This window comes from Picosynechococcus sp. PCC 8807 (assembly GCF_001693295.1).
Classification (GTDB): domain Bacteria; phylum Cyanobacteriota; class Cyanobacteriia; order Cyanobacteriales; family MRBY01; genus MRBY01.
This window is the reverse complement of sequence record NZ_CP016483.1, coordinates 1157111-1183808: the sequence shown is the minus strand read 5'-3', so window position 1 is coordinate 1183808 and position 26698 is coordinate 1157111. Positions and strand designations below refer to the sequence as shown.

23 protein-coding genes are annotated in these 26698 nt (G+C 50.7%); 15 read left to right on the top strand and 8 right to left on the bottom strand.

Features of this window, described 5'->3' with window-relative positions; translation table 11 throughout:
* The first annotated feature begins 27 nt into the window (after window positions 1–27).
* Window positions 28–1812 (top strand): signal peptide peptidase SppA, encoded by a 1785-nt coding sequence (gene sppA, locus AWQ24_RS05760; RefSeq protein ID WP_065716240.1) that lies wholly within the window; start codon window positions 28–30, stop codon window positions 1810–1812.
* Here the strand turns inward: sppA and argJ are convergent.
* Entirely contained in the window at window positions 1809–3053 is a 1245-nt protein-coding gene (gene argJ, locus AWQ24_RS05755; RefSeq protein WP_065716239.1) for a bifunctional ornithine acetyltransferase/N-acetylglutamate synthase, read from the bottom strand. The two genes, sppA and argJ, sit on opposite strands and share 4 nt — an antisense overlap.
* Before the next feature lie 111 nt (window positions 3054–3164).
* Window positions 3165–4331 carry a DUF58 domain-containing protein gene (locus tag AWQ24_RS05750; protein ID WP_065716238.1) on the bottom strand — a complete coding sequence of 389 codons (1167 nt, stop codon included), beginning with the start codon at window positions 4329–4331 and terminating at the stop codon, window positions 3165–3167.
* A gap of 105 nt (window positions 4332–4436) precedes the next feature.
* Between AWQ24_RS05750 and AWQ24_RS05745 the strand changes: the two genes are divergently transcribed.
* Window positions 4437–4964 (top strand): GIY-YIG nuclease family protein, encoded by a 528-nt coding sequence (locus AWQ24_RS05745; protein WP_065717318.1) that lies wholly within the window; start codon window positions 4437–4439, stop codon window positions 4962–4964.
* Between the two features lie 122 nt (window positions 4965–5086).
* Here the strand turns inward: AWQ24_RS05745 and AWQ24_RS05740 are convergent, their stop codons facing one another.
* Window positions 5087–5557 carry a hypothetical protein gene (locus tag AWQ24_RS05740; RefSeq protein ID WP_065716237.1) on the bottom strand — a complete coding sequence of 157 codons (471 nt, stop codon included), beginning with the start codon at window positions 5555–5557 and terminating at the stop codon, window positions 5087–5089.
* Window positions 5558–5723: 166 nt separating this feature from the next.
* Between AWQ24_RS05740 and lpdA the strand changes: the two genes are divergently transcribed.
* From lpdA to hslO, 4 genes are all read left to right on the top strand, one after another.
* Window positions 5724–7160, top strand: a complete 1437-nt coding sequence (gene lpdA, locus AWQ24_RS05735; protein WP_065716236.1) for a dihydrolipoyl dehydrogenase — start codon at window positions 5724–5726, stop codon at window positions 7158–7160.
* A 134-nt stretch (window positions 7161–7294) separates the two neighbouring features.
* Window positions 7295–7492: a hypothetical protein gene (locus AWQ24_RS05730; RefSeq protein ID WP_030006236.1), complete on the top strand. Its 198-nt coding sequence runs from the start codon at window positions 7295–7297 to the stop codon at window positions 7490–7492.
* A gap of 120 nt (window positions 7493–7612) precedes the next feature.
* Window positions 7613–8929: a PrsW family glutamic-type intramembrane protease gene (locus AWQ24_RS05725; protein ID WP_065716235.1), complete on the top strand. Its 1317-nt coding sequence runs from the start codon at window positions 7613–7615 to the stop codon at window positions 8927–8929.
* Between the two features lie 109 nt (window positions 8930–9038).
* Window positions 9039–9935 carry an Hsp33 family molecular chaperone HslO gene (hslO, locus tag AWQ24_RS05720; protein WP_012306746.1) on the top strand — a complete coding sequence of 299 codons (897 nt, stop codon included), beginning with the start codon at window positions 9039–9041 and terminating at the stop codon, window positions 9933–9935.
* A gap of 88 nt (window positions 9936–10023) precedes the next feature.
* Here hslO and AWQ24_RS05715 read toward each other — a convergent pair whose 3' ends face one another.
* On the bottom strand, window positions 10024–10881 hold the full coding sequence (locus AWQ24_RS05715; protein ID WP_065716234.1) for a Tab2/Atab2 family RNA-binding protein: 858 nt from the start codon (window positions 10879–10881) through the stop codon (window positions 10024–10026).
* A 200-nt stretch (window positions 10882–11081) separates the two neighbouring features.
* Here AWQ24_RS05715 and AWQ24_RS05710 point away from each other — a divergent pair, with 200 nt between their 5' ends.
* From AWQ24_RS05710 to AWQ24_RS05700, 3 genes are all read left to right on the top strand, one after another.
* The gene (locus AWQ24_RS05710; RefSeq protein WP_012306744.1) at window positions 11082–11519 is read left to right on the top strand and encodes a BLUF domain-containing protein; all 438 of its coding nucleotides are present in this window, start codon (window positions 11082–11084) and stop codon (window positions 11517–11519) included.
* Window positions 11520–11599: 80 nt separating this feature from the next.
* Window positions 11600–12244 carry a class I SAM-dependent methyltransferase gene (locus AWQ24_RS05705; protein ID WP_065716233.1) on the top strand — a complete coding sequence of 215 codons (645 nt, stop codon included), beginning with the start codon at window positions 11600–11602 and terminating at the stop codon, window positions 12242–12244.
* Window positions 12245–12275: 31 nt separating this feature from the next.
* Window positions 12276–12839 carry a YqeG family HAD IIIA-type phosphatase gene (locus tag AWQ24_RS05700; protein WP_012306742.1) on the top strand — a complete coding sequence of 188 codons (564 nt, stop codon included), beginning with the start codon at window positions 12276–12278 and terminating at the stop codon, window positions 12837–12839.
* Window positions 12840–13253: 414 nt separating this feature from the next.
* On the opposite strand, the gene smc is transcribed toward AWQ24_RS05700, so the two are convergent.
* Window positions 13254–16883: a chromosome segregation protein SMC gene (gene smc / locus AWQ24_RS05695; protein ID WP_065716232.1), complete on the bottom strand. Its 3630-nt coding sequence runs from the start codon at window positions 16881–16883 to the stop codon at window positions 13254–13256.
* A gap of 197 nt (window positions 16884–17080) precedes the next feature.
* On the opposite strand from smc, the gene AWQ24_RS05690 reads away from it, so the two are divergent.
* Together AWQ24_RS05690 and AWQ24_RS05685 are read left to right on the top strand one after the other, a co-directional pair.
* Window positions 17081–17806: a WecB/TagA/CpsF family glycosyltransferase gene (locus AWQ24_RS05690; protein ID WP_065716231.1), complete on the top strand. Its 726-nt coding sequence runs from the start codon at window positions 17081–17083 to the stop codon at window positions 17804–17806.
* Window positions 17807–17892: 86 nt separating this feature from the next.
* Window positions 17893–18453: a Uma2 family endonuclease gene (locus AWQ24_RS05685; RefSeq protein WP_062433393.1), complete on the top strand. Its 561-nt coding sequence runs from the start codon at window positions 17893–17895 to the stop codon at window positions 18451–18453.
* A gap of 93 nt (window positions 18454–18546) precedes the next feature.
* Here the strand turns inward: AWQ24_RS05685 and AWQ24_RS05680 are convergent, their stop codons facing one another.
* Both AWQ24_RS05680 and AWQ24_RS05675 read right to left on the bottom strand, forming a co-directional pair.
* Window positions 18547–18858 carry a DNA-binding transcriptional regulator gene (locus AWQ24_RS05680; RefSeq protein ID WP_030006231.1) on the bottom strand — a complete coding sequence of 104 codons (312 nt, stop codon included), beginning with the start codon at window positions 18856–18858 and terminating at the stop codon, window positions 18547–18549.
* Complete coding sequence (locus AWQ24_RS05675) at window positions 18845–19225, bottom strand: type II toxin-antitoxin system RelE/ParE family toxin (RefSeq protein WP_065716230.1); 381 nt, start codon at window positions 19223–19225, stop codon at window positions 18845–18847. Before AWQ24_RS05675 ends, AWQ24_RS05680 begins: the two co-directional genes overlap by 14 nt.
* 130 nt (window positions 19226–19355) lie before the next feature.
* Between AWQ24_RS05675 and AWQ24_RS05670 the strand changes: the two genes are divergently transcribed.
* Together AWQ24_RS05670 and mnmG are read left to right on the top strand one after the other, a co-directional pair.
* Entirely contained in the window at window positions 19356–20861 is a 1506-nt protein-coding gene (locus tag AWQ24_RS05670) for a UbiD family decarboxylase (RefSeq protein ID WP_065716229.1), read from the top strand.
* Window positions 20862–20999: 138 nt separating this feature from the next.
* A complete protein-coding gene (gene mnmG, locus AWQ24_RS05665) occupies window positions 21000–22919 on the top strand; it encodes a tRNA uridine-5-carboxymethylaminomethyl(34) synthesis enzyme MnmG (protein ID WP_065716228.1) in 1920 nt (639 codons plus the stop codon).
* Here the strand turns inward: mnmG and AWQ24_RS05660 are convergent.
* Window positions 22916–23275 (bottom strand): ferredoxin, encoded by a 360-nt coding sequence (locus AWQ24_RS05660; RefSeq protein ID WP_065716227.1) that lies wholly within the window; start codon window positions 23273–23275, stop codon window positions 22916–22918. The genes mnmG and AWQ24_RS05660 overlap by 4 nt on opposite strands.
* 89 nt (window positions 23276–23364) lie before the next feature.
* Here AWQ24_RS05660 and AWQ24_RS05655 point away from each other — a divergent pair, with 89 nt between their 5' ends.
* Together AWQ24_RS05655 and AWQ24_RS05650 are read left to right on the top strand one after the other, a co-directional pair.
* Entirely contained in the window at window positions 23365–25962 is a 2598-nt protein-coding gene (locus AWQ24_RS05655) for an ATP-binding protein (protein WP_065716226.1), read from the top strand.
* 183 nt (window positions 25963–26145) lie between these two features.
* Window positions 26146–26664: a response regulator gene (locus AWQ24_RS05650; protein WP_083993500.1), complete on the top strand. Its 519-nt coding sequence runs from the start codon at window positions 26146–26148 to the stop codon at window positions 26662–26664.
* The last annotated feature ends 34 nt before the right edge of the window (window positions 26665–26698 follow it).

Sequence of the window (26698 nt, the reverse complement as noted above, 5' to 3'; positions counted from 1 at the left end):
AAGACCTCTCTCCCGAATGCTCCAACCATGAAAGATTTTTTTAAACAGGTTTTTAGCAGTTGCCTCGGTACCCTGATCGCCCTCAGCCTTCTATCGACCCTCTCTCTGTCAGCGTTTATTGCCCTGATTGCCCTCTTCTCTGCCCAGGAAGGCGGCGGCAGGCCCAAGGAAAACAGTATTTTGATCTTCAATATGGGCACGATCATCCAAGACCGGGATCCCTCTAGTTCCATTGGTAATGTCATTGCCGGAGATTTTCCCGAAACCCTCAGTCTGCGGGATGTCACCGAGAGTATCCGCGCCGCCGCCGAGGATGACAAAATTACGGGTCTATTCCTCGATGGTCGCCAAAATAGCTTGAATGGTTATGCCACATTGCGGGAAGTGCGCCAAGCTCTCCAGGACTTTAAAGCCGCCGGGAAGAAAATCTATGCCTATGACGTGGAAATGACGGAGCGGGAATATTACCTGAGTTCCTTGGCCGATGAAATTTGGCTCAATCCCCTGGGGGTTGTGGAAATGAACGGTTTGGGTAGTGAGCAGCTTTTCTTTAAGGGAGCCCTGGATCAATATGGGATCGGGGTGCAGGTGGTGCGGGCCGGTGATTATAAAAGTGCGGTAGAACCCTTTACCCAAGAGGAATTCAGTCCTGAAAATCGCCAACAAACCGAGACCCTGCTCAGTGATCTCTGGACAGATTTTAAAGATACGGTAGCTGGCGATCGCCCCTTTGCCGCAACCCTACCCCAGAGCCTGGCTGACACCCAGGGGATTCTTTTGCCAGAGGTGGCCCAACAGGAGCAATTGGTGACGCGCTTGGCCTATTTCGATGAAATTCTGGCGGAACTTAAAACCTTTACGGACACAGAACTTGACGAAGATTTACCCCAGGTGGATCTGGCCGATTACAGTCTGGAACAGGATTTAGCCCAGATCGGGGTCACCTCGGAAAATACCGTGGCGGTGGTCTATGCCGAGGGCAATATCGTCGGTGGGGAAGGGACGCCGGACACCATTGGCGGGGATTCCCTCTCGCGACAACTGCGGGAGTTGCGTCAGGATCCTGAGGTCAAAGCCGTCGTGCTGCGGATTAATAGTCCTGGGGGTAGTGCGATCGCCTCAGAAATTATCCTGCGGGAACTAAAACTGATCCGCGAGGCAGACAAACCCGTGATTGTTTCCATGGGGGATCTGGCGGCTTCTGGGGGCTATTGGATTGCCACCGAAAGCGATCGCATTTTTGCCCAGCCCAATACCATTACTGGCTCGATTGGGGTGTTTGGCATTTTGCCCAATATCCAAACCATTGGGAATAATAATGGCCTCACCTGGGATAGCGTCCAAATGGGAGAACTGGCGAATTTAGGCACGGCGTCTCGCCCGAAAACCGAAGCGGAAATGGCGATTTTTCAAAATTTTGTCAATGATATTTACGGCAAATTTTTAGACCGGGTCAGTGCGGCGCGGGGTCTTACGGAAGCTGAGGTGCGCCAAATTGCCCAGGGACGGGTCTGGTCTGGGGAAGATGCCCAGGCGATTCGGCTCGTGGATGAGTTGGGGGGGCTATCGGCGGCGATCGCCTATGCCGTGGACACCGCAGAATTAGGGGAAGATTTCACTGTTCAAGAATATCCCCGACCCCAAACTTGGGAAGAAGAAATTTTTAGTAATCTATTTGGGGCTCAGATCGAAGCGAGCGATCCCCTCTCCCAAGAATGGCTCCGGCTCCAGGCCAGTATCAAACTGTGGCGATCGCTCAATGATCCCAAGCAGGTCTATGCCCTCATGCCCTGGCAACCCCAGATCGATTAGGTCGTATATTCGGCGTTAATGCGCACATAGTCATAGCTGAGGTCACAGCCCCAGGCCGTACCTTTACCAGAACCATTGCCCACACAAACAGCAATCAACACCGTATCGTCTGTGAGATAGGCTCCGGCAGCACGATCCACGAGGTATTGACTGGCTGCTGCCCGATCAAAAGAAAGAGGTTGCCCCTGATCCATGAGTTGAAAATCCCCCAGGGAAATTTGCAGCTCTTCTTGGTTAAAGGTCACCCCAGCCCGGCCAGCGGCGGCGGCGATGCGCCCCCAGTTAGGATCTCGCCCAAAAATCGCTGATTTCACCAAAGACGATCCGGCAATGGTACGGGCAATTTTCCGGGCCGCTTGATCATCTACGGTGCCAGACACTTGAATTTCCATTAAACAGGTGGCCCCTTCCCCATCTCTGGCGATGCACTTGGCGAGATACTGGCACACTTCCGTGAGCATCGCCTCTAGTTGTTGGGCACTTTTGGACTGGGGATCGGTGATCGCCGTGGTGCGGGACTGACCGTTGGCCAGGGCAATGACGCAATCGTTGGTGCTGGTGTCGCCATCGACGGTGATTTGGTTAAAACTTTTGGCCACGGCCCGGCTCAACATCCCTTGCCACAGTGGTGTCAAAACCGCCGCATCACAGGTGATAAAGCCCAGCATTGTTGCCATGTCGGGGTGGATCATCCCGGAGCCTTTACAAATGCCGCCGATCCGCACAGGCCGCCCTTCAATTTCTGTTTCCAGGGCGATCGCCTTTGGCACAAGATCCGTGGTCATAATCGCCTGGGCTGCTGCATCGCCTCCCTCTGGGGAAAGGGCAAATACCACCTGGGGGATTCCCGTTTCTAGGGCAGCCATCTTGATCCGTTGACCGATCACCCCTGTGGAGGCCAGCAAAATACTTTCTGGAGGAACATTGAGGGCTTTGCCTAACCACTGGGCCGACTGGATCGCATCTTGCCAACCGGCTTCTCCAGTGGCGGCATTGGCTTGCCCGGAGTTACACAAAATCGCCCGACTGCTGGGTTTTTCCTGGAGGCGTTGACGGCAATAATCGACACAGGCGGCGCGCACTTCTGACTGGGTAAAAACTCCGGCGGTAATCGCTTCGGTGTCAGAAACAATCAGCGCCAGGTCTGGTGCCCCCGAAGGTTTGAGTCCGGCGGTGATCCCTGCGGCCCGGAAGCCCTTGGGAGCCGTCACACTGCCAGAAATTTTGTGCCAATTTGCCATGGTTTTCGTCAACGCTAGATGGGTTGCAAGCCATTATACAGGGGGCCTCCGGGATTTTTCGCGGCAATTGTGGAGAATTGCTCACGCTGCCCTGGTTTGCTTGGGATTACCCTAGGATAAAAGGCGATCGCCTTGCCGTTGCAACTGTTGGGGTAGAGGATCGATGGGATTAATGATGAGACCCGGACAATGGCCCCCGGTCACCGTTTGTTCAGGCGCTCCTTGGAAAAAGAGCCAGCGGTTGCCGGGGTTTAACTCCAGGAGCGTTTGGGGGTTTTGGGTTAACCACAATAATGAACCTTCCGGGCGGGATAGAGACGTATTTTCTCCCAATGGCTCAGGATTAATCCGGGCCAGGGCTTCGAGGATCGTCGCGCGGCTGTTGAGCAGACCACTCTGGGCTGTCCAAAATTTCACATTCAGTTGCGATCGCCGGGCATAAAAATAAAGAGAAGCCGCTGCACTGGCCGCCTGTTCAAAACTATCGGCCTCCCAAGCAAAATGATGATCCAGGCAAATAATCAGTTCTTCGCCGCTCGTGGTGATTTCTAGTTCTCGTACCTTAAATTCCCCAAAGCGGGCACTACTGCGCCAGTGGATCAACCGCATTGGGTCGCCCATGCGATAATTCCGAATCGCCTTCGTCATCCCTTCGGTGGCGTTTTGATAGAGATTTTCACTCTGAAATTTGGTGCTGTCTTCACTGCCGATGTGGTCAATGATTGGGCAACTACTCAGGGGAAAAATTTGCGGATAAACCACAACCCGGCCCGGTACTGAACGCCGCCGCCGACACCAAAACAAGCCCAAGGGGTTTGCGGTGCGCAACTCGACTCCCTCCCACTGAAATACACCGCGTTTTTGGGCGTCTAGCTCGTAGACCCAATCTAAACTTTCCTGGGGTGCGAGGGTTTCTAGGACTGTCCGCCGGGGTGCCCCCAAGCCAGACGAAATTTGATCTGTGACAGCAATGAGGGTTTTGGCGTTTTTACTGTTATTGGTCAGGGTTAGATGGAGGCTTAAAACTTCCCCAACGCTAACCGGGGCCGTGGGCGATCGCCGAATTTCAAGTTGCCTCAAAGCTCGCACTGGCAGGATTGCCCCTAAACATAAAATGGCGAGGATCGTACCGCTGAGGACATATAGCCAGCCCGCCATCGTATTTGTGGCGGCCCCAAAAAAACAGAGGGCAATGACAAATAAAATGCCACCCCCATAGGCGGGAGCGACCCAACGTCGTTCGAGGCTGAGGTAAAAATTATGCTGCGGTTGTGCCATAGGTTGAAGAGAAAACCATTAAGGATGTTTACGATCGCCGCTCTCCGGGGGACGGCCTTACCTAGGATCAATAGTAATGCCCCTTTCCATTGTTCCCAATTGTCTATGTCTTTGCCCAAACTCGCTGAGTTAGACTTTCTGCCCTATATCGATGCTGATGGGGCGATCGCCCCGACCCTGGGGGGCAAAATTGGCCTCTATGGAATCTTCGATGGGAGCCAGACCCTCTGCTATGTTGGTTATTCCCGTGATGTGTCCAAAAGCTTGCAGCAGCACCTTATTCGTTGTCCGGAACAATGCCATTGGGTGAAAATTTTTCAATGCGATCGCCCCAGCCGGACTCTCCTAGAGGAAATGCGGGCTGCTTGGTTAACAGAAAATGGCACCGTGCCCACTGGCAACGGCGAGGCAGAATCCCTCTGGACGCAACCCATCGACATTAAAGAAGATTTGTCCCCAGCAGCACGGGAAGCCCTCCAGCAGAGCACCGAATTAGAGATGGTCAAACACCTGAAAAACTATGCTCGCCAGCGGGAAGCAACCATCAAAGAATATTTAATTGGGCGGGGCCTCAAAATTGACCTCCGCTTTCAGCCCAAGCTCAAGGAACAGGGGCTCCTAGACCTGAAATAATGACGGCTACAACTGCGGAAGAATATAGCGATCAAGAATTGTGGATAGTGCTGTTTAAGTATTTAATATTGACATCACACTAGAGGCAATGAGTCCCACAAGTTAAATACTCACTTTCGGATTTATTGCGTCAAAGGACAGCCCTGGTCACGGGTGAGGGAAATAACACTATGGCGAGCATAGGGTTCTTCCCCAGAACTTTTGGCAATGTCTAACTTGACTTTCAGGGCGCTCATCTGGGGATGGTCTGCAAAAATAGATTCGGCTAAATTCCGGTTCATAATTTCCCAGTAATCTGTTTCGTTGGGGTATTCCCGCAGAAAACGCTCAATTTCAGCGGCGAGGGGCACAAAATTAATGTAGTTTGACCGCTGGGCTGTGGGTTGGTCAACGTAGCGAAAATCGACAGCGATATTGAGAATTGCCCAATCTTGGTGCTCAATGGCATAGTCATCGATGGTGAAGCCAAAACTTTCTTCCCGCAGCAGGCAGGGATCAATGGGCGTGGCGATCGCCGCTGACATCGGTGAAGTAAACAGCAGTAGGGCCACGCTGAGGGCCAGTAACTTCTGGGGTGTGAAATGCAACATCATGGTTCAACCTGATTGACCGAATAACCCCACTGCTTTTTTCCCTTAGAGATCGACAAATACAACAGGCGATCGCCCATTGCGGTTTTGCGGGGGAGATGACTGTGGGGGACGGCAATTAGGATAAGCTAACAAAAGGAAATTGGCTGAGTGAGAGCATTAAAACTTCATGAGTGAAACACAGTTTGATTATGATTTGGTGATTATCGGCGCGGGGGTCGGTGGCCACGGTGCCGCGCTCCATGCCGTGAAATGTGGTCTAAAAACGGCCATTGTGGAAGCCGCAGACATGGGCGGGACTTGCGTCAATCGTGGTTGCATTCCGTCTAAAGCGCTGTTGGCTGCCTCCGGAAAAGTCCGGGAAATGCGCGACCAGAAGCACCTCAGCGAAATGGGTATTAATGTTGGTGCGGTTGATTTTAGTCGTGAGGCGATCGCCGCCCATGCTACCGATTTGGTAAACAAAATCCAAAGCGATCTCACCAATAGCCTCAAGCGTTTGAATGTCGATATTATTCGCGGTTGGGGAAAAATTGACGGCGTCCAGAAAGTCTGTGTCATAGGCGAAGATGGTGTGAAAAACATCACCGCCAAAGAAATTATGATTTGCACTGGCTCGAAACCCTTTGTCCCCCCCGGCATCCAAGTCGATGGCAAAACCGTTTTCACTAGCGACGATGCAGTCCGTTTAGAAACCCTGCCCCAGTGGGTCGCAATTATTGGAAGCGGTTATATCGGCCTCGAATTTTCCGATGTTTACACCGCTCTCGGTTGCGAAATTACGATGATCGAAGCCCTCGATGATCTGATGCCTGGCTTTGACCCAGAGATTGCGAAACTAGCAAAACGCGCTTTAATTGATAGCCGCGACATCGAAACCTATACTGGCGTCTTTGCCACGAAAGTTATTCCTGGCTCTCCGGTCAAGATCGAACTCACCGACGCAAAAACTAAAGAAGTCGTCGAAAATCTTGAAGTAGATGCTTGTCTGGTCGCCACCGGGCGCGTCCCCGCCACAAAAAACCTCGGTTTAGATGCCGTTGGTGTAGAAACAGACCGCCGGGGTTTCATTGAAGTCAATGACAAAATGCAGGTGATCAAAGACGGTCAACCTGTACCCCACCTCTGGGCTGTGGGCGATGCCACCGGAAAAATGATGCTGGCCCATGCTGCCTCTGGCCAGGGGGTTGTGGCCGTCGAAAATATGATCGGCAATGCCATGACCGTAGACTATGCCGCGATTCCGGCAGCAGCCTTTACCCACCCAGAAATTAGCTATGTGGGGATGAGCGAACCCCAAGCGAAGGAAGCTGCTGAAAAAGGTGGTTTTGAAATTGCTACGGCAAAAACGTACTTTAAAGGCAATTCCAAAGCCCTCGCTGAAAAAGAAACCGACGGCATTGCCAAGATTATCTACCGTAAAGATACCGGGGAATTATTGGGCGTCCATATTATGGGGATCCACGCTTCGGATCTGATCCAAGAGGCTGCCAATGCGATCGCCGAGAAAAAACCCGTCCAAGAATTGGCGTTTAACGTCCACGCCCACCCGACCCTCTCGGAAGTTCTCGACGAAGCCTACAAGCGAGCGAAAGTCACCGCGTAAATTACGTTAGAATTTGGCATCAAAACAGGGGTTGTTCGCTGAATAGATTCAAAGGAAACCTCTGTTTTGCCCTTATCTCACTCTTTTTTATAATCCCCTAAACCAAATCTTTGAGGCATAAAACCATGGTTTCGATGACCCCCAAAAGTGGTGTTTTATTATTACTATGCTGCGTCTTTGCGATCGCTGCTGTGGGTTGCGTGTTTGAACTCAGTTCCGGCGAACCCGATCTCGGTGCGACCAATACCACCATTATCCTGGCCCTCAGTATTCCCCTGACCATTGCTTCTTTTTTGTGGGCCGTCCAAGACACCCGTGCCAACCAAGAGTAGGCATCCAACAGCCCGTATCAATTTACAAAAATATCTTTAAGATCCGGCAATCTATCGTTATAACTAAAGTTGAGGCGGGGCGCTCCTCCGTCTTTTGCGTTTTAGAAAAAAATTATTACGATGCAAGCTTCTGGTATTTTGCGCCAAATTTCCACTGGCGGTGTTCAAGCCCCACTGCTGCCCGATTTTTCCCTTGATCATCGTCAAGAAATTCTCATTGGCCGCGAACCCAGTTGCCAGATTGCCCTCAACCCCAATCTTTACACCGTTGTCTCCCGTCGCCACGTTCTGATTCGCCCCCAGGGTCAAGGTTGGGAAGCCGTTGATCTCGGCAGTGCGAATGGCACCTTTATCAATGGTCAACGGTTACAAGGTTCACGAATCCTGCAAGCAGGCGATCGCCTCACCCTCGGAGACAATGGCCCCAGCTTTAGTTTCGAGCTCCAGAGCCAAGGCCACAATCCCCAGGCTCTCCTCGATCCCGGTTCCCACATCCCTGTCCCCGGTCCCATTGTCAGTCCCAACTCCAACCTCACCCTGACCCAACTTTTTCCCATCGCCGCCACCGGGAAAGACCTCTCCAGCAAAGCCTATCTCGTGCCGGGGATCCTCACCGTTATTTTTGTCGTCCTCATGTTCGCCACCATTGGCGCACCTGGACTCTTTAATTTTTTACTGGGAACCTATATTGCTGGGGCCGCTTTCTACTACATTTATCAACTCTGTGGTAAGCGTAAAGCTTGGATCGCTATACTTGGTTCCGGCTTCCTTACAGCCCTCATGTTAGTCACCCCGGTTGTTGATTTATTCATTTTTGTATTTCGAGTCATTCTGCCGGGCAATATCAGTGACGCTGATGGCGTGGGTCGGCTCTTCGTCGGCATGTTTTTTGGTGCTGGCCTGATGGAAGAAATTTTGAAGGCAATTCCTATTTTTGTCGCCATGGGCATCGGCAACCTGTTTGGCCCGAAACGTCGCGAAAAAATAGGTGTCACCGAACCCCTTGATGGTATTTTGCTTGGAGCGGCCTCCGCCGTAGGCTTCACTTTAATTGAAACCCTCGGTCAGTACGTCCCCAACATCATTAACGAAGTTTCCCTTCAAGTCGATCCCGGCACAGGGGAATTACTCGGTTTACAACTGCTCATTCCCAGAATCCTCGGTTCCGTTGCTGGGCACATGGCCTACAGCGGTTATTTCGGTTATTTCATCGGCCTCAGTGTCCTCAAACCATCAAAGTCTGTACAGATCCTGATTATTGGCTGCCTTACCTCTTCGTTACTTCATGCCCTTTGGAATACCGTCGGCTCCTTCAGTAGTATCCTGTTGGCGGTGGTGGGTGTTGCCTCCTATGCCTTTCTTGCTGCGGCAATCCTCAAGGCCCGTGCCCTTTCTCCTACCCGCGCAGAGAATTTTGCTACCCGCATTGCGAAATAGTCTTTCCCATAATTTGAAAGGTAAAACGAGAATCTCCGGTACTCACCACCATTTTGTGGTGGGGAAGTTGCCATAATAGAATTTACAAAAATTCACTTTTCCTAGACCTATGGCAGATCAACTCATTCGCGGTACCGCAGCAGACAATGGCATTCGGGTAGTGGGCGTTATTTCCACAAACCTCACTGAGGAAGCCCGACAACGCCATAAATTATCCTATGTGGCGACGGCTGCCCTAGGTCGCACCATGGCTTCGGCCCTGTTGATTTCTTCAAGTATGAAAAAACAGGAAGCCCGCCTCAATCTGCGCATCAAAGGCGATGGCCCCCTGGGGGGATTATTGGTGGATGCTGGCCCAGATGGTACCGTGCGGGGCTATGTACAAAATCCAGGCGTGGAGTTACCCCCGAATGCAAAGGGAAAATTAGACGTGGGCGGCGCTGTGGGCAAAGGGTTTCTTTATGCGGTGAAAGATTTTGGCCGGGGCTACCCTTACTCCAGTACTGTAGAGTTGGTTTCTGGGGAGATTGGCGATGATGTTACCCATTATTTAGCAACCTCGGAACAAACCCCTTCGGCGTTGTTAGTGGGGGTCTTTGTTGGCGCAGAAGGAGTCACTGCCGCTGGGGGAATTTTGCTGCAGATCTTACCGAAAGCAGCCCGTGACGAGAGCTTAGTGGCCAAACTAGAAAGTCGCCTGGGACAATTATCGGGATTTACGCCGTTATTGCAGCAGGGCAAGTCTCTCCATGATATTTTCCAGGATCTCCTCGGCGATGAAGATCTCAACATTTTCCCAGAGACACAAATGGTGCGCTTTGACTGCGGCTGTACCTTTGAGCGGATGATGGGTGCCCTGAAGATGTTGGGCCAGGATGAGTTGCTGGATATGATTGAAAAAGATGGTGGGGCAGAGGCCACCTGCAATTTCTGCAACGAGGTGTACCACGCGGATGTGGATCACCTGAGTCGCTTGGTTGAAGAATTAAAGGCTGATGCCCATTAGAAAAACGCTTCCCCTGTTTATCGCCTTGCTTTTAAGAGAGAATCCTCTTTAACTTATCGCTACTTTCTCCAGGAACAGATTGTATTTATTATTCCTGGAGCATCCAGAACCCGGCAAATTGTTCTTCGTCGGGGCTTTTTTGAATGGCAAGAAAATGAATCCCTGCTGCGGCTTTTTTGGCGGCTTCAAATGATTCTGCTTCCTTGAGGGTTTGGGCGTTGGGTAGGTCGGCGACGATCCAACTGTCGCTCACCCCTGTTTCGAGGACGAGGCTACTGCGGGGATTTTTTTGGAGATGGAGAAATCCGAGTTCAAGGCCAGACATCCAACCAGCGAGGGGGACAGCCCGAGGAGAAAAAATCAAAAGGCCGGGGATCTTTGTCGTGGGGTCGAGGTGGGTCAGGGGAAAGGGTTCGCCAAAGGCAATGTCCCATTCGTCAAAATCACTGAAGGCACTAGCCTCGAGGGAAACGATCGCCCATTTGTCTCCTTTATCCCCCCGGACGGCATCGGGGAGGGCGATCGCATTAAGGGCGGGATATTGGACGGAGCTAGATTTGGCGGATTTCTCGTCGTAGTTGGCTTCCTGGGGATAGACTTCCTGTTCCCGCTGGGTGATCCAGGTCATGAGGGTATAGGTGCGACGGGAGGGGGCGGCGGGAATGCCTGCATCTTCGCAACCTTTGGTGATCATGTTATTCATCTGGCGGCGAAAGAAGCGGATCTTGGTGGGGTTTTGACCGGAGCTGGCGATCGCCTTTTCGATGGCCGTCTTGAGGGTGATCGAATTTACATCGGTGTTGCTGCAAAATTCACTGTAACGGAAAAGGGTCGTCGGATCCTGCTGGATGCGGGTGGGGGTTTCGCAGATGAGGATTTCCCACAGTTTTTTGTCGTTATCATCCAAAAGCGGGCGCGAATAAAAATCAAGTTCCCAAATAGTCACGGTAAATCTCAACTACACAACTAAACCATTACTGATTTTGCCCCATTGACCTTGCTTTATTCAATTCCAGGGGTTGCATTTTCCCCAAGAATCGTCCTTGAGTCTGAAGGCACTAAGGCGATCGCCTTCTTGATCACCGCCGGAGATGAATTTTTTTTGGTAGTCTTATACACGTTATTTCGGGGTGGAAACACAAAACCATGGCGCTTTATCGACTTATTTACGTTAGCCAGGCGATCGCCGAGCTAGAGTACCGCGATCTCATCGAAATTTTGCAAAAATCGGAGTTTAACAATCGTCGAGCTGGAATTACGGGGATGTTAGCCTTTGGCGATTTGATGTTTTTACAAATTTTGGAAGGGAGTCGGCGGGCTATTAGTGAAACTTACAATCGCATTTTGCTAGATTCGCGCCACACCAACGCCGAATTAATCGAGTTTTCAGAAATTGACCAGCGCGACTTTGGGATCTGGTCGATGAAGGTTTTGCAACTGAATAATCAGGACGAAGTGCGGCAGATTATCCTGAAATATTCCCATTCAGAGACCTTTTCGCCCGTTTCGATGACCGGCCCCCAGAGCCTTAATTTTTTGCGAGAAATCACAGCCCTCTATCACCAGGGAGGCATCCAGCAATAGCGCGGCAGCGGCGGGGATTCTTTGTTAGTTTATGTTCTGGAATGCACATTTTTTAACGATATTTTTCCGAGGCGATCGCCATGGCTACCTTTCTCCGGACTCTCAGCTACCGTTATCAATGGCTTTACGACACCATTTCCCGCCTCGCGGCCCTAACCGTCGGTGGTGAGACCCGTTTTCGGAACCTCGCCCTCCAGGGCTTAACCGGAGACAAAACCCTAAAAATCCTCGATTTATGTTGCGGTGCTGGCCAAACCACCCAATTTCTCACCCAATATAGCGACAACGTCACTGGGCTTGATATTTCCCCCCTCGCCATTGAACGAGCGAAAAAAAATGTCCCCCAGGCGAATTATGTCGTTGCCCCCGCCGAAAAAATGCCCCTGCCGGATCAGCAGTTTGACCTGGTTCATACCAGTGCCGCCCTCCATGAAATGACCCCGACGCAACTGAGCCAAATTTTCCAAGAAGTGTACCGTGTTCTTAAGCCCGGCGGCATCTTTACCTTTATCGATTTACACCAGCCGACCAACCCTTTTTTCGTTCCCAGTCTCTATACGTTCATGTTTCTCTTTGAGACCGAGACCGCCTGGCAACTGATCAAAACTGATTTAGCCGAAAAACTCACCACCACAGGCTTTGAAATCCATAAACAAGAACAGTATGCAGGCGGAAGTTTGCAGATGATCCAGAGCCGAAAACCGGGAAGTGAGCCGCTAAAATAAAAGCTTGGAAATCAACAGCAACTGAGGTGTTATGGCGCTATTTAATTCCAATCTACTGGAGCCAAACTTAATTTTAGGGAAAACCATCTTGCATCTCAGTCCAGAGATTATCCGTCATCACCGTTTAAAGGGTTTGATCCTCGATGTGGATGACACGTTGGTCTCGATGCGCCAGAGCTATGCCTCAGATGATGTGCTGGAGTGGGTGACCCAAGTCAGACGGGTGGCGGATATTTGGCTCGTGAGCAATAACCTCAGCCAAAAACGGATTGGGCGGATTGCTGAGTCCCTAGAGTTACCTTATTTGTTCGGGGCGAAAAAACCCTCTCGGAAAAAGCTCCGTAAAGCGATGGATGCCATGGATCTGCGCCCCCAAGAAGTGGCGATGGTTGGCGATCGCCTTTTTACAGATGTCCTCGCTGGCAATCGCTTGGGTTTATTTACGATTTTGGTGGAGCCGATGATTGATCCCCTCGTGGCGACACGCCAAAACCCAGTGCGGAATATCGAAGTCTGGATTTCAAAATTCCTTGGGGCCTCCTTTGATGACATGAAACAAACCTTTACAAAAGGCCACAAAAGTAAACCTCGATAAATATAAAAAAAATGTTACGAATCTGTTGAGATTGGCAATCATCAGGCATAATCTTTTACAGAAAATATAACAAGGGATCACCTGATATATATAGATCCCAACATAATAAACTACTAAAATTCTTTTCAACTTGTTTCGTTCGGGTCGATTCCTCAGGGGATCGATTTTTTGTCTGTTTTGGATAAAATAACAGTGTTTCTTCTGGTTTTCAGCGAAAATCGTTACAGACCGAAATCAAAGAAAACATTTATCAATATTCCAAAAAGCGCAACTAGCTAAAGATAGACTTATTTCGTCAGCTAAGTTTAAATACCTATTCCGCAATCCAGATTTCTTAATTTTTACCTTCTAGTGATGGGTGATTGTCTATTAAATGGGCACTAAAAATAGCCCTGACAAAGTTCCCAAAAAGCATCATAATTGAATCCCTAAAACCTGGGTATAGGCACCCCGGGCCTGGGTGACACCAATGGTGCGCTGGGAAGCTTCGATCATCGGCCGCCGTAGACTGACCACCAAAAATTGCGCCTGGGTCGCCTGCTGCTTAATCATTTTGGAGAGACGCTCCACATTCGCCCCGTCCAAAAACATATCCACCTCATCGAAGGCATAGAAGGGAGAGGGACGATAACGTTGAAGCGAAAAAATAAACGATAGGGCCGTGAGGGATTTTTCGCCCCCGGACATGGAACTGAGCCGTTGTACTGGTTTGCCTTTGGGGTGAGCCACCAAATTCAAGCCCCCCGCAAAGGGATCCGCTGGGTCATCAAGTTGTAAGTAGCCATCACCGTCGGAAAGGGTGGCAAAGATTTTTTGGAAATTTTCGTTGACGGCGTCAAAGGCTTTTTTAAATTCCTGGAAACGGCGCGTGGTAAAGCGTTCAATGCGGGCCAGGACTTCGAGGCGTTCCTGTTCGAGGGTGGATAATTTTTCAGATAGCTCCCCAAGGCGAATTTGGGTTTGTTCATATTCCTTGAGGGCGAGCATATTCACAGGCTCGAGATCTTCGATTTTCTTTTGGGTGCGACGACTGGCCCGCTGCAATTTCTCAATCTGTTCTGTGATCTCCTGGATCGCTTGGTCGAGTTTTTCGGGTACTACCTCCAGGATCAGATGGGCGGGATCAAGATCCGGCGGCAGTTCGGCCTCTTGGGCTTGGAGGTGCTGTTGCAGTTTTTCGAGCTGTTGCGCCCGTTCCTGTTGCTGGGTTTGGAGTTTTTCCAGACGCCATTGACTGTCTTGGTGCTGTTTTTGGAGATTTTTGAGCTGAATTTCCGCCTGATCCCGTTGTTTTTTTACATCGCCCATCTGGGCAGAGAGTTCCGCCAGCAGGGTTTCAGTGGTTTGAATTTCCGTATCAATTTGATCGAGTTGCGTTTGGATAACAGCGATTTGGCCTTGGAGATCTTCTAGTTGGGTTTGGGTTTCCTGGAGTCGTTGTTCGTCGTTGGTTAATTTTTCACTGAGACGAATTAGCTGGGCGTCGCGGTCTTGGATCGTCTGTTGGGTGCTGTTGAGGGTCTGGGCAGCCGCTTGGAGGGTGACTTCCTGGGCTTTGATTTCCTGTTGGATTTCTTGCCACTCCCGGTGGGTTTGCTGGGCTTCGAGTCGGGCTAGATGTTGTTGTTGAGCCGCTAATTGTTGTTCGAGTTGCGGAATTGTCTGGGTGAGATCTTCGAGGTGGGTTTCGGCGATCGCCAATTCGTTTTGAGACTGCTGTTGCTGTTGTTGGGTTTGCTCCAGTTGGGGGCGCAATTTTTCGAGGGATTTCGTGAGTTGCGCCTGGTGCAGTTGGGCTTCCCGTTCCCGTTGGCGCGCTTGGGTCAGTTGTTGGCTGAGATCCTGGAGGCGATCGCCCTTGTCGAGGAGGGCATTTTCGGTGTAGCGCAGTAGGTGCTCAATTTCTTCGAGCCGTTCCCGTAGAGCAATAATTTCTGCTGAATCCCCCGTGGCCATGCTGCCAAAATGGAGGGTCGATTTTTGGGAGAGGCTGCCCCCAGTCATCGCCCCCGTGGTTTCCAGAAGTTCTCCATCAAGGGTGACGATGCGGGTTTGCCCCATAAAATTCCGGGCGAGATCGAGGCTTTCAAAGACAGCAGTGCTACCAAAGACGTAGCGAAAAATATCCAGATAACGGCGATCGCATTGGATCAGGTTAACGGCAAAATCAACAAAGCCCTGGGCGTAGCGGGGAATGGTGTTCGTGTGCAATTTCGGGGCGCGAATTTTATTCAAGGGCAAGAAAGTCGCCCGGCCTGCCCGTTGATTTTTCAGAAGTTTGATCCCCGTCGCCGCCGTTTCGTCATCTTCGACCACGAGGTGCCCTAGGCGACCCCCAGCGGCAATTTCTAAGGCCCGTTGGTAATTTTTTTCCACTTGACCCAGTTGGGCAACTAAGCCGTGGACACCGGGTAAATTGGCGTTCAAAATCACCTTCGTCGCGTAGGTGCCCTGGGCTTCCTGTTGAGCCTGGGAACGGGCTTCGAGTTGATCGAGTTGCCGTTGTTTGTCCCGTTGTTCTCGCTGGAGGCGATCACCGGTTTCCTGGTCGAGTTTGCGACTTTCTTCCAGTTGGGTGAATTGTGTCGCAAGGGTTTGGATGGTTTCCTGCTGACGGGTAATTTCCGTTTGAGCCGTGGCTAATTCCGTTTCCTGTTGGCTGATATCGGCGCTGAGTTGGGTAATTTGCTCAGTTTGGCTGGTAATTGTTTGCTGAAGCTGGCTAAGGCGTTCTTGCAGGAGGGCCTGTTCGGTGCGTTGGGGATTGAGTTGATCCTGGATGCCTTGAATTTCCTTGGCGATCGCCGCCTGTTCCTGTACCCAAGCTTCCGAAGAACTGGCTAACTCATCGGCCCGTTGGCGACTGTCTTGGAGGATCTTTGCGGCAGCGGCTTGGGCAGCCTGGTGCTGGGGGAGGGTTTCTTCCTGGAGGGTGAGTTTTTCTTCTTCGAGGCGCAGCAGTTGTTGTTGGTTGACTTGCACCGTTGCTAAAAGTTGGCGGTGGAGCTGGAGCGATCGCCGTTGGTCTTCCTCTAGTTCCGTTTGCCGTTGGCCCCATTGGTGCCGTTTTGCCTTTTGGGTGGCGAGTTTGGACGCAACCGAAAGTTGTTCATCTTCCCCAAGGGCTTTTACTTTCGCGTTTAAACTTTCTAGGATTTGACCAGTCTGAAAAATTTCCCCATCCAAAGCATTCAGAGTTTGAGTTAACTGGGTGCGTTCCTGGGCGCTGCTGGCGAGATCCCGTTGCAGTTTTTCTTCCTGGAGTTGGAGCGATCGCCAGGTTAAAAGAACTTCTTCCTGCTGCTGGCGGGCCAGGTCAATTTTAAGCCGTTGGTATTGTTCGGCCTTGAGGCGATCGTCGGCCAGTTTTTCTAAATTGCGTTCTAGCTCCTGGCGAATAATATGGCATTTTTCTTCCCGTTCTTTGACTGCATTGAGGGTTTCTCTGGTCTGGGTAATTTTGCGGTCAAATTCTGCCACGCCCGCCAGTTCATCGATGATTTCCCGCCGCTCCCGCCCGTTCATCGTAATAATTCGCGTCACGTCCCCTTGGAGCACGACGTTATAGCCTTCGGGGTAAATACGCAGGCGATTCAGTTGTTCGTGGAGTTCCGTAGCAGTGCAGGGCTGGTCATTAATGTAATAGGTCGAGGCATAACTGCCGCTTTTGGTAACCCGGAGTTTGCGCGTCACCGTCCAATCGTGGCTCTGGAATTGCGCTAAAAATTCCTTTAATTCCGAGGCTTCTGTGGCTTCCGTTTGATATTGCTGGGCGAGATCACTGAGATCAAAGGTGACCGACACCACCGTTTCGGCAGCACCTTTCCCTTGGCTGTGTTTGTGATTGATTAAGTCTGGTAATCGTTCGGCTCGCATCCCCTTGGAACTGGCGAGGCCCAAGCAAAACAAAATGCCGTCGAGGATATTCGATTTTCCCGAACCATTTGGCCCAGAAACCACCGTAAAACCAGGACGTAGGGGCACGGCGACGGTACCACCGAAGGATTTGAAGTGGGAAAGCTCGATTTGCTTGATGTGTACCATCAGCGCCGGACGGGGGACAAAACAGAGGTTGAGTTAGAATTTTAGCGTCTAACTGCCCAGGCAAAGTGTTTTATCAGTGGCGATCGCCAAATCTTCCTGAGAACTTTAGACAAGCGCGATCAATAGCCTGCTAGAGTGGATGCTATATCTTGACGCCTAATTTTTTGTCTATTTCACTAAGGTGTTGACGTTCGTCTATGTTGACTGCTGAATCTTTTCTGCCGAGTGTCCCTGTATTTCAGGTGTTGGTACATCTACACCCCAACTATTGCCAATGGCTGACTGAGCGGATCCAGCACCATCAGGGAACGCACGTGGTCACCCTCAACGCCGAAATTGCGATGATGACTGAAAAAAGCAAGGCGATCGCCAAGGTGATTAAGCAGGCAGATTTGATTATTCCCGACGGCGCAGGGATCGTCCTCTACCTCAAGCTCAAGGGCAAAAAACAGCACCGGGTACCCGGCATCGAACTCGCAGAACAACTGTTAGCCCAGGCCGCAGCCCATGATTGGCGTGTCGTCTTTTTTGGTGGCTCCCCTGGGATTGCTGACCAAGCAAAAGAAAATTGGCTCAAGCGTTATCCCAATTTAGATATCACGACCCAGCACGGTTATCTCACCCCAGAAATGGCAGCGGACTGGCAAGGTCAACTTAAACAGTTACAACCCCAACTTATTTTCACTTGCCTCGGTGTCCCGAAACAGGAATTTTGGATCGAAGAGCATCGGCACCTCTGTCCCCACAGCACTTGGATTGGTCTAGGGGGAAGTTTTGATGTGTGGGCTGGGGTAAAACAGCGGGCACCAAAACTTTGGCAAAAACTCCATTTAGAGTGGCTTTATCGTCTTTATCAGGAACCCTGGCGCTGGCGACGGATGTTGGCGTTACCACAATTTGTTTGGCGCGCTTTGTGGTCTTAGTCAATTCAAATGCTTGAAGTCAAAAGCAACATCTGCAGAATTGAGTAGGATTAAAGAAACATCATCAACGAATCAAGGTGCTTGGTATGGTAGACACCCTCGCCCAAAGACTAACCCTCCAAGCTTTTTTACAGCAACCAGAAACAACACCTGCCAGCGAATATATTGATGGAGAAGTCATTCAAAAGCCGATGCCAAAAGGAAGGCATAGTCGTTTACAAGGAAAGCTTTGTGCTGTGATTAATCAGGTTGCAGAAGACCAAAAAATTGCCTATGCTTTTCCTGAATTAAGATGCAGCTTTGGTACACGCTCCATCGTGCCTGATATTGCAGTTTTTCGGTGGGATCGAATTCCCTTTACCGCAACTGGCAGCGTTCCCGATAATTTTGATCTCGCACCAGATTGGACGATCGAAATTCTTTCCCCAGATCAAAGAGCGAATAAAGTGCTTGGTAATATTCTCTATTGCCTGGAACATGGCAGTCGTTTGGGATGGTTTATTGACCCAGATGATCTTAGTATTTTGTTTTTAGAACCCCAGCAACAACCCATCTTATTCCAAGGGGATCAAGAGGTTCCTGTCTTACCAGAGTTAGATATCAAGCTCAGTGTCGATCAGATTTTTCATTGGCTAAAAATGATCTAATTTAGAATCCTCTTTTTAGAGGCGATCGCCCCTAGTTTCTCAAGGTACTATCTGTACAAAATAGACTGAGGAATTGTTTTCAAAAAATCCACATCAAAATAGAACAACTTCCAAGCCATTCTTCTTGACCAAATGGAGTAGCTTTAATGCCATTCCACTTGGCTTTTTTTTGCCAATTTCCCACTTTTGTACAGTAGAAACACTAATATTTAGCAGCGCAGCGAATACAGCTTGACTGACTTGACAAGTTTCTCGGATTTCTTTGATTTCTTCGGGATTTAATGACGGTACTGGAGGCAAACAAAGCTGTTCAAATTCTCGTAACGTCATTTGATCCATCACTCCTGCTTGATGCAAACCATCAACGGTTTCATGGATCGCTTCAAGAAGTTTAGATTGTTTCATTACAAATTACCTCAACTAATTCACCTGCATCCTGGGCTATTTTTAAATCTTGTTTAGGCAGTGATAGATAGAACCGAGCCAATTTTTTTAAAGCTTCTTTCTCTCGCTCATCGATATTACTCCGTTCACTTTTAGAAAAACCATAGATAAAGAAACAGCGATCACCCTGATTAATGGCCAGCAATGTGCGAAAACCACCGCGTTTTCCCTGGCCTCGACGAGCCACCCTTTTCTTGATTAAGCCACTGCCTAAATCTCCATCATGCAGACCCGATAAAATTTCTTGTACCGCCCGACACAGATTTTGATCCGCAATATTTTGCTTTTTTGCCCAACGCCAAAATGTACGTGTTTGATAAATAATCATAGCGTTCCCCCTTGGCTAAGTATAGCACCAAGTACTAGCTTTTATAGAGGCTTTAATCGTTGATGTCTGATCCCTGTTTCCCGAATAAACCCGTTAAGCTATATTACGTACTCATTTTCAGACGGCAGACATGGCACGGGATTTACGCACATTTATCAAATTGGTAGAAGAACGGGGGCAACTGCGCCGCATTAAGGCTCTGGTGGATGCGGATCTAGAAATTGCCGAGATTGCAAACCGGATGCTCCAGGTGGGTGGCCCGGCGTTGTTATTTGAGAATGTGCGGGGGACTTCCGTTCCGGTAGTGGTAAACCTGCTGGGCACAGTGGAGCGCATCTGTTGGGCGATGAAAATGGAAAAGCCCGAAGAATTGGAAGATCTAGGCCGAAAATTGGCAATGCTCCAACAGCCGAAGCCCCCGAAAAAGATTTCCCAGGCGATTGATTTTGGCAAAGTGCTGTTTGATGTCCTGAAGGCGAAACCCGGTGGGAGTTTTTTCCCTCCTTGTCAACAGGTGGTGATTGAGCAGGAAGAACTAGATCTGGGTTTGATCCCGATGTTGCGTCCCTACCCCAAGGACGCAGGAAAAAATATTACCCTCGGTTTGGTGATTACAAAGGATTGTGAAACGGGTGTGCCCAATGTGGGGGTTTATCGTCTGCAATTGCAATCGAAAAATACGATGACGGTGCATTGGCTCTCGGTGCGGGGTGGGGCACGTCACCTGCGGAAGGCGGCAGAACATGGCAAAAAATTAGAGGTGGCGATCGCCGTTGGTATTGACCCAATTTTGATCATGGCGGCGGCAACACCGATTCCGGTGGACTTGTCAGAGTGGCTGTTTGCGGGGCTATATGGTGGTTCTGGGGTGGCATTGACCAAATGCAAAACTGTCGATCTCGAAGTACCCGCCGATGCGGAATTTATCCTCGAAGGGACAATTACCCCCGGCGAAATGCTCCCCGATGGGCCGTTTGGCGATCACATGGGCTATTACGGCGGCGTCGAGGATTCCCCCCTAGTGCGCTTCCACTGCCTAACCCACCGCAAAGATCCGATTTATCTGGCCACCTTTAGCGGTCGCCCCCCTAAAGAAGAAGCGATGATGGCGATCGCCTTGAACCGGATTTATACGCCGATCCTGCGGCAACAGGTTTCTGAGATTGTCGATTTTTTCCTGCCGATGGAGGCCCTCAGTTACAAGGCCGCGATTATTTCCATCGACAAAGCCTATCCTGGCCAAGCCCGTCGCGCTGCCCTTGCCTTTTGGAGTGCCCTGCCCCAATTTACCTATACGAAATTTGTGATTGTGGTGGATAAAGATGTAAATATCCGCGATCCCCGTCAAGTTGTCTGGGCGATCAGTTCTAAAGTTGATCCCGTGCGGGATGTGTTTATCCTGCCGGATACCCCCTTCGATACCCTCGATTTTGCCAGCGAAAAAATCGGTATGGGCGGCCGCATGGGCATTGATGCGACGACAAAAATCCCCCCCGAAACTGACCACGAGTGGGGTGAAGTCCTTGAGTCCGATCCTAAGATTGCCGAAAGGTGCGATCGCCGTTGGGCAGAATATGGCCTCGCTGATATTGATTTAACCGCCGTTGATCCCAACAAATTTGGCTACGAAATGTAGAAAACAATCCCGATCAAACCCAAAAATATCCTCAAAATTTCAGGGGCTAAACTCATACTTTGCCCAGCGAACAATCTGCCTTGCCTTGATAGAATATTGAATCCCTAGTCCTAACCCATCATTCCCCAAAACAAAACAATGCTGCGAACCCCCGTTGATTTTCAAGATGAGTTTGATGTCATTGTCATTGGTGCTGGCCATTCCGGTTGTGAAGCGGCTTTGGCCTCGGCCCGTTTAGGCTGCCGCACGCTGATGTTGACCCTCAACCTCGACAAAATCGCCTGGCAACCCTGTAATCCCGCCGTGGGCGGCCCCGCAAAATCCCAGCTAACCCACGAAGTGGATGCCTTGGGGGGGGAAATCGGTAAGATGGCAGACCGCACCTATCTCCAAAAGCGGGTGCTCAATGCGTCCCGGGGGCCAGCCGTCTGGGCCTTGCGCGCCCAAACCGATAAACGCGAGTATGCTGCGGTGATGAAAAATATCGTTGAAAACCAAGATAATCTTGTGATTCGCGAGGGGATGGCGACGGATCTTGTGTTAGGCGACAACGATGAAATTTGTGGGATTCAAACCTATTTTGGGACTTGTTTTGGGGCAAAGGCCGTTGTCCTGACAACGGGGACTTTCCTCGGCGGCACGATCTGGATTGGGAACAAATCGATGCCTGCGGGCCGGGCTGGAGAATTTGCTGCTGTAGGCATGACAGAAACCCTAAACGAGTTGGGGTTTGAGACGGGGCGTTTAAAAACGGGAACCCCCGCCCGGGTGGATCGTCGTTCGGTCGATTACAGCAAAATGGAAATTCAACCGGCGGACGAAGAAGTACGGTGGTTTAGCTTTGATCCTGAAGCCTGGGTAGAGCGTGAACAAATGCCCTGTTACCTGACTCGGACAACCCCAAAGACCCATCAATTGATTAAAGATAATCTGCACCTGTCTCCCATCTATGGTGGCTTTATTGATTCCAAAGGCCCCCGTTATTGTCCGAGTATTGAAGACAAGATTGTCCGGTTTGCTGATAAGGATTCCCACCAAATTTTTATTGAACCGGAAGGGCGCACGATTCCAGAGCTTTATATCCAAGGTTTTTCGACGGGACTGCCCGAAAGTCTCCAGTTACAAATGCTCCAAAGTCTGCCGGGGATGGAAGATTGTGTGATGCTCCGCCCAGCCTATGCGGTGGAATATGACTACTTACCTGCAACCCAGTGTTACCCCACCTTGATGACCAAGCGCGTCGAAGGTTTATTTTCAGCGGGACAAATTAATGGCACCACGGGCTACGAAGAAGCAGCAGCCCAAGGGATCGTGGCAGGCATCAACGCGGCGAAATTTGCCCAGGGTCAGGACATGGTTGTTTTCCCCCGGGAACAAAGCTATCTAGGCACTTTGATTGATGATCTGTGTACAAAGGATTTACGGGAACCCTACCGGATGTTGACTTCCCGTTCGGAATATCGCTTGATTCTCCGTTCTGATAATGCCGATCAGCGGTTAACGCCCCTGGGCCGGGAAATTGGTTTAATTGACGATCGCCGTTGGGCCTTGTACCAAACGAAGCAGGAAAATATTGCTGCCGAAAAAGAACGACTCCACACGGAGCGGGTCAAAGAATTGGATCCCTTGGGTCAGAAAATTGCGGCGGATACAGGCCAAAAAATCAAAAGTTCTGTGACCTTAGCGGATTTATTGCGGCGACCCAAGTTCCACTATGCCGATCTCGCCAATTATGGCTTGGGGAATGAGGCGCTCACCCAGGCAGAGCAAGCAGGGGCAGAAATTGATATTAAATATTCTGGCTATATCAAGCGGCAACAAAACCAAATTGACCAAATTAGCCGCCATGCGAATCGGAAGTTGCCGGAAGGTTTGGATTACTTGACGGTGGAAACCCTGTCGATGGAAGCCCGGGAAAAATTAAATAAGGTGCGCCCCCTCACCATTGGTCAGGCCACACGCATTGGTGGCGTCAACCCGGCAGATATTAATGCCTTGCTGGTTTATTTGGAGGTACAACATCGTCAAAAAAACGCCCAGGAAGCCGTTACCTCCTAAATCAACGATCCTGGGGGATGAATTCTGGGGTTAAGTTTTGCTCGCACGGGGTTAGCGATATTTCGATGCCCTAGGGGATCGCCTTGGTGGAGCGCGGCACAAATATGGGGCACATCGGCAGGAGTTACCTGGCAATACCACACCTCTGTGGGGACCAGGCGCACGGTCACACCCAAGTGGCATTGGCCTTGGCAGGGACTGGCGATCGCCAAGACCCGTGGCGGTAGGGATGCCCGCTGAAAAGCTTGGAGGACTGAAGCACTTCCCCGCTCACGACAACTCCGGTGCTGGCAGATCAACAGATGGCGATCGCCGGGCTGACCGGGTGGAATAATGGTCAAACTTGTTTGGGACATGGCGAAACAGGACACAGCAGGGGGCAGCGGGCAATTTTTAAATTAGGCGCGACAATGGGGATGAGCACTGATCTATCGCAACCGGGCCAATGACCTATCTTCCGCTGGCACAAGCATCAACCCTGACAAAGTCATTACTCCATATTTTGATTGTAGGGGAAGATTTAGGGCGATCGCCCCTGGAGGATTGCCTAGAGCAAATTTCTCGGTGGGATCTGAGTTGGCGATCGCAACCCTTTGTGACCCCCCTAGAACCCGCCGATTTGATCATTCTCTTTTGTCCTGAAGCACTAACCGAAATATGGCTTGATCAAAGCTTGGCCCTGGCACTCCCGGTGGTGGTGATTACCGCAGCTCCGCTCCCCAAGCAACCTGGCTTGATCGCAATTCCCCCCGGAGAGCTATCGCCGTTGACCCTAGAACTCGGTTTTCGGGCTGTGCTCCAGGAAAAATCCTCCGACTTGGTGCGTCAGCCAGCCCCCCGTCCCCTAGAAACCCATCTCCAGCTCACCACCATTCTGGTCAAATTTTCCCAGGCTCTTTTCCGCCCTGAAGCCACCCTAGATAAGGCCTTGGGAATCCTGGGACGCCACCTCCAGATGGAGCGGATCACTATTTTTCAATGGCATTGGGATGGAGCGGGTCAGATTAATTCGCCCCCCAACATTGTTGAACAATGGTCCTATGACGGTTCTCCCCCTTGCCAAAAAAAGGTCGCAGAATTTCCCCTCCACTGGTGGCAACAACTCCTAGAGCTTGGTGATGTCGTGGCGATCGCCCACCAGCACCAAGACCCAAAATTAGTTCCCTTATTGGAATTTTTAGATGTCAAGGCATTTTTGGGACTACCGATTTTTGACCACCAAGGCCACCACTGGGGTCATTTAATCTTTACCAGCGAAGTAGCCCGCACCCATCCCTGGTCAGCCCTAGAGATTCAAGCCCTAAAGATGGCGGCGGAACTGCTCCACCACAATTTGATCCGCACTGCTACCCAACGGGAACTAGAAGCCTCCGAAGCACTCTACGCCGGGATTGTGACCCATTCTGCGGAGGCCATTTTTTTGATCCGTGTCCACCGAGCGATCGCCATTACTGCTGCGGCTCCCGTTGACCTGACCGAATTGGTGACTGAGTTTACCTTTGAAATGGTCAACCCCACCTACTGCGAAAAAATGGGGGTTTATCCCCGGCAAATTATCGGGAAATCGCCCCAAACCGTCTTTCCCGAAAAGCTGGCGCAACAACTGTGTGATTCTTTCCAGGGTTGCCTCGAAATTGGTGAAACGCTGTTGTTTGAAGAAGTGCTCGAACTTCCCGACTGCACCCAAATTTGGCGAACTTGTCTGATCCCGATCCGCGATCGCCAGGGCACCATCCAACAGATCCAAGGCAGCGCCCGGGATGTCACCGAAGAGCGTCAACTGGAACTGACCAAAATGCGCTACAGCCGCCATCAACATATGTTGGCCTCCTTGACGGTTAAAATTTTGCGCTCCTGGGACATGGACAAAATGTTAACCACGACGGTGCAGGAACTCCGCAAAACCCTCCAAGCCGACCGGGTGATTTTTTGGGAGATCTTGAATGAAACTGAAGGTAAAGTGACGGCGGAGGCGACTCACCCCAATGTCCGCTCGATGCTCCACCATCGGTTTCCCCTGGCGGCTTTTAACCGGGGTGATTTTGATCTATTTCGCCAGGGGGAACTCCAGACCTGCATCGACGTAGAAGCCGCGAAGTTTCCCCCGGCCCACGATGCTATGCTCCGGGAATATGGCGTTGTCGCCTACGCTGTTTTACCCGTCCTCGTGAGCGCCATGGATGATCCCGAAGGAGAACCGCGGCTAAAGGGTTTGATTTGTGTCCAGCAGTGCCATTTTCCTCAAATTTGGAATGCCGATGAATTGCATCTTCTGCGCCAGCTCATCAATCAAATTTGCATTGCCCTCAACCAGGCGGAACTACTGCAACGCCAACGCCATTACACCAATGAACTGGCCCGTTCTAACCAAGAACTCGAACAGTTTGCCTATGTGGCTTCCCATGACCTCCAGGAACCGCTGCAACTGGTGGCCAATTATGCCCAACTGCTAGCCCGTCGCAATGGCGATCGCCTGGATGAGCGTTCCCAGCGTTATCTCCAGCACATCACCGCGGGCACCCGCACGATGCAAACGCAAATTCAAGACTTGCTGCGTTATTCCCGCCTGAATACCCGTCAAAGTAAACCGGAACTGGTGTCTATGGAGGATTGTCTCCAACGGGCGATCGCCAACCTCAAGCTCAAACTCAAGCGCACCCACACCCAACTCCACTGCCCCAAAACCCTCCCAGAAGTCCTGGGTGATGGGAGTCAACTCCAGAGCCTCTGGCAAAATCTCCTCAGCAATGCGATTAAATACCGGGGCGATCGCCAACCCAAAATCACGATCAACGTCACCGAGACCGAACACCACTGGCAGTTTATGGTCGCAGATAACGGCATTGGGATCGATCCCAAACATCAGCAGCGCATTTTTCAAATTTTTCAGCGGCTCCACACCCAGGAAGAATATCCCGGCACTGGAATTGGTCTCGCCATTTGTCACCGCATTGTCAAAATCCATGGGGGTGATATTTGGGTCACCTCCCAACCCCAGGCGGGGGCAACTTTTTACTTCACGCTGCCCATTTATCACCATTGAGTGATTAATCAACAGCAAGTTGAGGGGCGATCGCCTTTAGCCGCAAAATAACAGAAAAATTTAAGGCATCCGCAGGGTCATGCCCCTAGGTAGGTTCGATACCATTGAGATCGGTAGTATATTTTGAAAAATTTAGAGTCATCGTAGCCTAGACCCTTTCTTTGGCTTCTAACCCCAACGCCCTTGACCCAAACGCCCAACGCCCCCATTTATTCTGCTTGTTCCTTGACCGCCATCCAACGCTCCATTCTGATGGTGGACGATCAACCTGGCTATCTAGAGTTGATGGCAGAAGTCGTCGAAGAATACTTTCCAGAATTGCACCTCCAAACAGCCCCCAATGGTGAACAAGCCTGGCAGTTTCTCAATCAAGGACAAGCCCTCGCGCCGTCGGCAGCCGAGAGCCAGAGCCATTGGATTTATCCCTCCCTAATCATTTCAGACTTAAATTTACCCAAAATATCCGGCGTGGATCTCCTCCATCGCATCAAACAAGATCCCTACCTCCAGGCGATCCCGGTGATTATTTTTAGCACCTCCCAGGCTGAACAAGATATCCTCCGTTGCTACCAGGCCCAGGCCAATTGCTTTATCACCAAACCTAGTAATGTGGATGATTTTTTTACCGTGGTGCAGCAAATTATTGCTTTTTGGCTAAATTTAGTGACTTTGCCCCATTTTTCTCCTCAACAGATCCCTTGAGACCGTTTTGACGTATAGTTTTAGGTCTATTTCT

Excerpts from the sequence above, each read along its gene's own strand:
- sppA (WP_065716240.1), top strand. The coding sequence starts at position 28 with ATGAAAGATTTTTTTAAACAGGTTTTTAGCAGTTGCCTCGGTACCCTG.
- argJ (WP_065716239.1), bottom strand. The coding sequence starts at position 3,053 with ATGGCAAATTGGCACAAAATTTCTGGCAGTGTGACGGCTCCCAAGGGC.
- AWQ24_RS05750 (WP_065716238.1), bottom strand. The coding sequence starts at position 4,331 with ATGGCACAACCGCAGCATAATTTTTACCTCAGCCTCGAACGACGTTGG.
- AWQ24_RS05745 (WP_065717318.1), top strand. The coding sequence starts at position 4,437 with ATGTCTTTGCCCAAACTCGCTGAGTTAGACTTTCTGCCCTATATCGAT.
- AWQ24_RS05740 (WP_065716237.1), bottom strand. The coding sequence starts at position 5,557 with ATGATGTTGCATTTCACACCCCAGAAGTTACTGGCCCTCAGCGTGGCC.
- lpdA (WP_065716236.1), top strand. The coding sequence starts at position 5,724 with ATGAGTGAAACACAGTTTGATTATGATTTGGTGATTATCGGCGCGGGG.
- AWQ24_RS05730 (WP_030006236.1), top strand. The coding sequence starts at position 7,295 with ATGACCCCCAAAAGTGGTGTTTTATTATTACTATGCTGCGTCTTTGCG.
- AWQ24_RS05725 (WP_065716235.1), top strand. The coding sequence starts at position 7,613 with ATGCAAGCTTCTGGTATTTTGCGCCAAATTTCCACTGGCGGTGTTCAA.
- hslO (WP_012306746.1), top strand. The coding sequence starts at position 9,039 with ATGGCAGATCAACTCATTCGCGGTACCGCAGCAGACAATGGCATTCGG.
- AWQ24_RS05710 (WP_012306744.1), top strand. The coding sequence starts at position 11,082 with ATGGCGCTTTATCGACTTATTTACGTTAGCCAGGCGATCGCCGAGCTA.
- AWQ24_RS05705 (WP_065716233.1), top strand. The coding sequence starts at position 11,600 with ATGGCTACCTTTCTCCGGACTCTCAGCTACCGTTATCAATGGCTTTAC.
- AWQ24_RS05700 (WP_012306742.1), top strand. The coding sequence starts at position 12,276 with ATGGCGCTATTTAATTCCAATCTACTGGAGCCAAACTTAATTTTAGGG.
- smc (WP_065716232.1), bottom strand. The coding sequence starts at position 16,883 with ATGGTACACATCAAGCAAATCGAGCTTTCCCACTTCAAATCCTTCGGT.
- AWQ24_RS05690 (WP_065716231.1), top strand. The coding sequence starts at position 17,081 with ATGTTGACTGCTGAATCTTTTCTGCCGAGTGTCCCTGTATTTCAGGTG.
- AWQ24_RS05685 (WP_062433393.1), top strand. The coding sequence starts at position 17,893 with ATGGTAGACACCCTCGCCCAAAGACTAACCCTCCAAGCTTTTTTACAG.
- AWQ24_RS05680 (WP_030006231.1), bottom strand. The coding sequence starts at position 18,858 with ATGAAACAATCTAAACTTCTTGAAGCGATCCATGAAACCGTTGATGGT.
- AWQ24_RS05675 (WP_065716230.1), bottom strand. The coding sequence starts at position 19,225 with ATGATTATTTATCAAACACGTACATTTTGGCGTTGGGCAAAAAAGCAA.
- AWQ24_RS05670 (WP_065716229.1), top strand. The coding sequence starts at position 19,356 with ATGGCACGGGATTTACGCACATTTATCAAATTGGTAGAAGAACGGGGG.
- mnmG (WP_065716228.1), top strand. The coding sequence starts at position 21,000 with ATGCTGCGAACCCCCGTTGATTTTCAAGATGAGTTTGATGTCATTGTC.
- AWQ24_RS05660 (WP_065716227.1), bottom strand. The coding sequence starts at position 23,275 with ATGTCCCAAACAAGTTTGACCATTATTCCACCCGGTCAGCCCGGCGAT.
- AWQ24_RS05655 (WP_065716226.1), top strand. The coding sequence starts at position 23,365 with ATGACCTATCTTCCGCTGGCACAAGCATCAACCCTGACAAAGTCATTA.